The organism is Leptospira ellinghausenii, from assembly GCF_003114815.1.
GTDB lineage: Bacteria > Spirochaetota > Leptospiria > Leptospirales > Leptospiraceae > Leptospira_A > Leptospira_A ellinghausenii.
The window spans coordinates 1-6316 of the sequence record NZ_BFAZ01000019.1 but is presented as its reverse complement, the minus strand read 5'-3'; the positions used below and the strand labels follow the sequence as shown (position 1 = coordinate 6316).

At 33.2% G+C, this 6316-nt stretch carries 6 protein-coding genes; all 6 read right to left on the bottom strand.

The window, feature by feature from the left end; translation table 11 throughout:
* On the bottom strand, window positions 1–984 hold a 984-nt coding region (locus DI076_RS19950), incomplete at its 3' end, for an AAA family ATPase (RefSeq protein ID WP_217349948.1).
* The gene (locus DI076_RS19945; protein ID WP_135358429.1) at window positions 975–1850 is read right to left on the bottom strand and encodes a hypothetical protein; all 876 of its coding nucleotides are present in this window, start codon (window positions 1848–1850) and stop codon (window positions 975–977) included. The genes DI076_RS19945 and DI076_RS19950, both read right to left, overlap by 10 nt.
* A gap of 199 nt (window positions 1851–2049) precedes the next feature.
* Window positions 2050–3075 (bottom strand): RelA/SpoT domain-containing protein, encoded by a 1026-nt coding sequence (locus DI076_RS19940; protein ID WP_108961600.1) that lies wholly within the window; start codon window positions 3073–3075, stop codon window positions 2050–2052.
* 153 nt (window positions 3076–3228) lie between these two features.
* Entirely contained in the window at window positions 3229–3906 is a 678-nt protein-coding gene (locus DI076_RS19935) for a hypothetical protein (protein WP_108961599.1), read from the bottom strand.
* A gap of 112 nt (window positions 3907–4018) precedes the next feature.
* Entirely contained in the window at window positions 4019–5224 is a 1206-nt protein-coding gene (locus tag DI076_RS19930) for an integrase core domain-containing protein (protein ID WP_108961598.1), read from the bottom strand.
* Between the two features lie 500 nt (window positions 5225–5724).
* Window positions 5725–6108: a MerR family transcriptional regulator gene (locus DI076_RS19925; protein WP_108961597.1), complete on the bottom strand. Its 384-nt coding sequence runs from the start codon at window positions 6106–6108 to the stop codon at window positions 5725–5727.
* Window positions 6109–6316: the final 208 nt, after the last annotated feature.

The following is a 6316-nucleotide window of genomic DNA, read 5'->3' as shown; positions in this document are numbered from 1 at the left end:
GTTTTTCACTGAACTATAACAGTTTAAAGTTTCAAGTTCGCATATATATGTAATGCGAGAGATAAGTTCAGGAAAGATGATTTTTTCAAAGCCATTCGCGTCCAAGTTGGAGGTAAATATTATAATATATCCTTCAAGATTATATTCAACTCCCTGTGCATCAGTAAATTTTCCATCTTCTAATAATTCGAGAAAAAAGTGAAAAACTTTTTCATCTGCTTTTTCGAACTCATCAATTAATATTAATCCAGATTGTGATTTTTTTATTTTTTCTGAAAGTTCTCCAGTTTCACTCCCTATATACCCTCTTGGACTTCCTATTAAATTATTCAGTGCATCTTTACTACTATAATTTCCAAAGTTAATTTTAATCAATTTTCCATCTGGGTCTAAAAAATCATGTAAGATCCTGGCAATTTCAGTTTTACCAACACCAGACTTTCCCATTAGAAATAAGGATAATATTTTATCTTCATTAAGTTTACGGAAGAATTGAAATTTTCTAATTTCTTCCGACAATCTATCTTTTAATATTCGGTGACCAATTAGGTTTTCATGAAGACGGATTAGTAAATTTGATGTTTCAGAATCTGATAAGTTAGAAATTAATTTCTTGTGAATTTTCATGTCTTCCTTATTGGATTTAATAGTCTCTGTTTCCGAGAAGAGTTCAAATTTTTCTATTGCGTCTATGTGGAATTTTAATAATCGCATTGCAGTCTCGGCTTTAGGTTCTTCAATAATTAATCTATATTCAAAGTTAAGGGTATCTAAAAATTTTTCAGCATTATATGTAGATTGGCCTGGGTTGGATAGGGTGGTAGTTAAGGATGTAATATCTATGAAATATAAAGTGTCTTCATCTAGATTAAGTGACTCTAATCGAGAGAAGCTAAATAGTTCGTTTCCTTTTTCAAATAAATGTTTTTTTAAGTCTAGAAAAAGAGATTCGCTATAAGTATATAAGATTCTATCTAATTGCACTTATTAAAAATACCTTTAAAGAATAATATGAACTTGCCCCAAAATCCTTTCCTTATTTCAATAAATTCCTCGTTTTTGTATATATCTTGAATAATTGCAATTGTATCTACGAAATGGAATTTGTTTTTATTCTCCGAATGCTTTTCGGCAGACTCGATGGTTGTTGAACTCTTTTCTATTTTGTTATTATTTTCGGTCTGTGGTTTACCAAATTCTTGCATTGTATTGAATGTGTTTTTTAGCTCGTTCTGAAGAATTTGCTTTTTATAAATCCCAACTAACGTTACGTGCCCAATGGTTAAATCATCTATGTTATAAAGATTTTCAAATTCTCCTTCATATTGCATGGGTATTTTTAAAATTAATTTTTCTTTTTCGAATTCGCCATGTAGAACATAGGAGTAGTCTTTGAGCATGGAGTTTATTAAATTACTAATATCTACCCCTTCGACCCTGAACCCATTTAGTGCTCCATTTGACATTGTTTTCACTTGCCGTAGTTCTAACTCATTCGAAAGTGTTAACTTGATATTTTCAATTTTTATAAGATCACCTTCTGTAAGATTTGCAAAGGATTTTAGCTGTTTTGCTTTTGAAATGATTTTTCGTAATAGAATAGATTTAGTAGTAATGATTTCAATATTTTCTACAATTCTATGCGATGATGATTTTTGTTGTGTTTCAGCGAATCCTAAGTTTGATTTTACGGATTCAAGATAGTCCAAGGAAAAGCCAAGATTTGAAGATTGTGTTTGCTGATTTGATTCAATATTCTCTTTGGTAATATTACTAAATCTAAGATTATCGATCATCATTGATATTTCATATACTTTTGCTATATTTATGTAATATATATTAAAAATCATTTGTAGTCCTATTTTTTTAACATTGCATATAGCGTAACTAGCTAATCAACTTAGACTGACACTGAGTCCCGGAACGGGACGTTAGGAAGTGGCACGTAGTTTGCGAATGCAAACGAGTGACAGAAAGCCTATGTGCCGCAGGGCAAATGAGGGCTTGCCCCGAAGAGAAGTGGTTAGCTGAAGTTATACGCCGTTGTTATTATACTTTCCTTAAATATTTTATAAATTCATTTGTATCTAGAAAATAATTAGGATATGCTTTCTTTAATGTAGAAAGAGAGCTGGATGAAACTAACACTACTTGTCTTAAATTTTCCGGAGTTATCATTCTCTCTTCTTTTATATAATCATCATTTGCTATATCTAGTTCGGATTGAGAATATCTTTTGATAGATACAATGTTTTCACTAGGTCTAAGAATCACCAAATAATATTTCCCTTTTTTAGCTTCTGAGGAGATAGAGTTTATTGCAATTTTGTAACTATTTAGTTTTTGTATTACATTGAGTCTTTGAGTTTCTTTTCTCACCTCCTTTTGCAATGTATCTATTTTTATTTTACTGTGTTTTTCAATCACGGGCGTTTTTTCAATTGCTGAAAATGCTGAACTTACAAGTGAGAAATACTCGAGCCATTCACTTGGACCTTCGCTTGATTTCAGTGAATAATCTAAGAATGTTCCCATAGTTTCGACCGCAGTAGCCCATGAATGTTGAAGTTTAGTTCTAATTTGTAATTCTAAAGATAATCCATCATATGCCGGATTTCTTGGATTACAGTATTTATAAACTAAATGATGGCTTTTATACCCCGATTCCTTCGGGTTATTTATGTAATCTTTTTCGTTTATTAATTGATGAGTGAATGGTAGGTGTCTATAAATCTTTACAAGTTTATTGACCTCTGTTATATTTTTTAATACAGCCCTTAAACCCCCCAAATCCTGCATTCTCGATAGTCGCATTCCGCTTATTCTATTTAATTTGGAAATTATTGAGGGTATCCTTTTGAGTCTTTGGGATACAAAATATTCCTTATTTAATTCATTTAGCTTCCCTCTTAAAGTTGCATTAAAGGTATTAATTGGATATCCATGACAAGTTCTAAAATTATTTAGAATTTCTAATGATTCTTCGTAGTCTGGAGAAATAAATAATCCCTTTTTGAGATACTCGCCTGCTTTATCAATTTGATTCTTTGAATATTTTGATGATGTCCAAGTCATAATAATTTCCTTTTACCAATTGCGTATAACGATCTAAGGGAGACGACGTTCCTCGTAGGTGAGCCAGCGAAGTAGGCGTTAGCGTCGGCACGGTTTTTGCGGAGGCAAAAAGCCGTGACGTAAAGGAATGCGTCGCAGTACGCTTTATGTTCATTAACGGTTTTCTAATAATTCTGTATAATTATTAAAAGTTGAAGAAAATATCTTCTTTTCCTCATTTACAAATAATTTCGATCCGATATTTCCAATGTTAATACTAAAATTTACACTTGTTTTCTTGTTCAGTTCTATAAACTCATTTTCAATATAGCGTTCCATTTCAATAAAATCTGAATTAAAGTCGGGATTTGGAAATAAGGTAGAAGAATATTGATTATATAGTCCATCGCGAAAAAAACCTTCTGGAATTATTGAAAATTTTTGTTCTTTTTCCCATTCATTTTTAGAAAATGGCTGCCCAAACGAAATATGATACATTTCATGTTCTAAGCTATCGTAAATGATTGCGGTTTGAATTTTTCTAGAATCTCTATATTGAGGATCACTGTCTATGGTATAATCGGCGAGCTTCAAATCGTAGATACTTTGAATCATAGAAAAAAATTCCACCATACTCGTTGGCTTTATACTATTATCAAATTTTTGATAATCATACAATATCAATAGTGCGGAAGGCAATATATTTGGTCCTGCTGGACTTATATAAAAACGATTGAAAAGATAAAAAATTTTGTCTCCCTTGGTATTCCCATTTTTTGAGGTAAATATATTATCTGTAGCTAATACTGCAATTTTAGGAGACTTGGTTAGGTAGCTGAATATAGCAGTCATATGTGAATTATCTCTTTAAATTTCTAAAGTTTTAACAATTTTTTTGTTTTTTCATTCAATTTTAGGTATGACTTCAAGACATGGGTAACGGTTATGCGTCAGGAGAAGGGTATTACTTTTTAGTAATCTTCCTCGGTTTATGATCATTATATGAATTGGAATCAGTATTAATCAAGAATAAATTTTGATCGAGAGTACCTAACTTATTATTTCCGAACCAAATGGAAACGGAATTGATTTCCTTTTTAATTCCGACATTAAAACCGTTGAATGGATTTCCGATCATAATGAGATGACCGTTCCAGTTAATGTAACCACGATCGTTGACATGTCTTTGTTTGAATCCAAAAGGATAAGCGATTAGAAGGTCAGCGTTCGGATCAAAAAGTTTTTTAGTTTTAACATAGATTTGTTCTGGAGTTTTCATGTTAAGAGCTTCGTGTGGTCTTTCTCTATTGAATTCAATTCTCCATTTATCGAAGAGTTTTTGGAAGAGAGTGATGTTACCAACGATTTCATGTTGTAGTTCTCGAGCCATGTCTCTATGCATTCTTTCATGAGCGCCATTTTGGTAAGGTTTACCTGGTTGAATGCGATCGAGCTTGATACCTAGAGAGAGCCACCAAACAGAGAGTTTAGTGAGTCCCCAAAGAGACTGCATAGAAGCGAAAGGCGGTCCGTTGTCGGAGCGAATGATTTCTGGTAATCCATAGATCTTAAATAACCTAATAAATTCAGCTTTAACGGAAGGAATATCGCCTTTGGAAAGGGTCTTAATGGATAGTATGTATTTAGAAAAATCATCTCTGACTGTGAGAGGATTTATTTTTTCCCTGTCCGGAGTATACCACCATCCTTTGAAGTCAACGGTCCAAATATGATTCGGACGAGAGGCTTTCTCTGGCATAGAGATTCGTTGTCCTGAATTAATTGGTCTTCTATTCTTTTTTTTCTCAAGTAGGCCTGCCTTCTTAAGAATGCGTTCAACGGTAGATCTGTTAGGAGGTCTTCTATCTGGGAATTTAGCTTTATAGAGTTCGAGTATTTTCTTAGCACCCCAGAACTTCTTGTTATTTTTGATCTTAATGATTTCTAGAATTGTTTCTTCTGCAATCTTAGCGGGAGAGTTCTTAGGAGTTCTCTTCTTATCCAGAAGACCATCTCTCCCTTCCTTCAAGAACCTTTCTTTCCACTTGTATCCACACTTAGTAGAGATGCCATACTGAGCACAAAGCTGAGTAAAATTGACGTCATTCTGGAAGCTATCCAGAACAAATTGAAATCTTAAATCCACGGTATTATTCTCCTTCCAAGGCATCCCAAAGCCCTCCTGTAAAGGTGATCTAAAGGGATTAGAAACCTGAAAGTGTTACCTATGTCTTGCTACAAAAGTGTTACCCATGTCCTGAGGCATACAAGCAACTAATTGCAATTAACGTTAAGAGTATCCGACGTGACTTTGAAACTCGAAAGTGCGGTAGCACCTTTTGAGTTTCAAAGTCATGTCTCCAAGCCGAACTAATACTAGCAAGTCCCGTGACTGAGTGTAGGGCGCAAAACTTGCATTATTCTCTTGCAAGTTTTGTGACCGGAACGAAGGCACTGGACTTGCATAAGTCTCACAAAAATACTACAAAGTTTCACTTACACAATTAAGCCGGCTTGGAGCAAGGAGGTGAACAGCTTCCGAACATAGTTCACCTCCGCAGTGGATACTCGCAGTTAGTTGCCGTTTTCTCAACCCTCGTTTACAGAAGAGTAAGGCACGGATGCCGTTCTACCCCAAGAAATTCAAATAAGTTTTATTATTGCAAAGTACTAAAGCAAAATTTTTGCGATAATATTACAAGATTTTTTATCGGGATTTTCTTCACATTCTTTTATTGATTTAAGAAGATTCTCTTTGACATTTTTAAGGGTAGTCAATTTGTTTTCTATATTTTCTAAATTCTTTTCTAGCTTTCTCTGTACATCTTTACATTTTTGCTCCGAATTATATAAATCTAAAATATTCTTTATTTCTGGAAGTGTAAACCCCAACTCTTTCAAAGAAGCAATGAATTGGACTACTCGAATATCCTTTTCAGAATATTCACGATAATTGTTATCTTTCCTTGTTCCTACTAAAAGCCCCTCCTTTTCATAGAATCTAATAGCTTCTCTTGTTAGTTTACTTTTTCTCGAAAATTCTCCTATCAACATAAAAAAAGCCTCACTTTTTTAATTTTTTTCAAATATCTACTAACCTTGTAGTATACTGCAAGGTCGTCATATATATTGTAAATCAAATTTTTTAAGGAGAATTACCATGAATAAAAGAGTTTTCAGTAATAACAAGAATCTTATGACTGTAGGAGTTATAGCGGCAATTTCTGCATCATTGTGTTGTATTGTTATAGTTCAGTGAAAA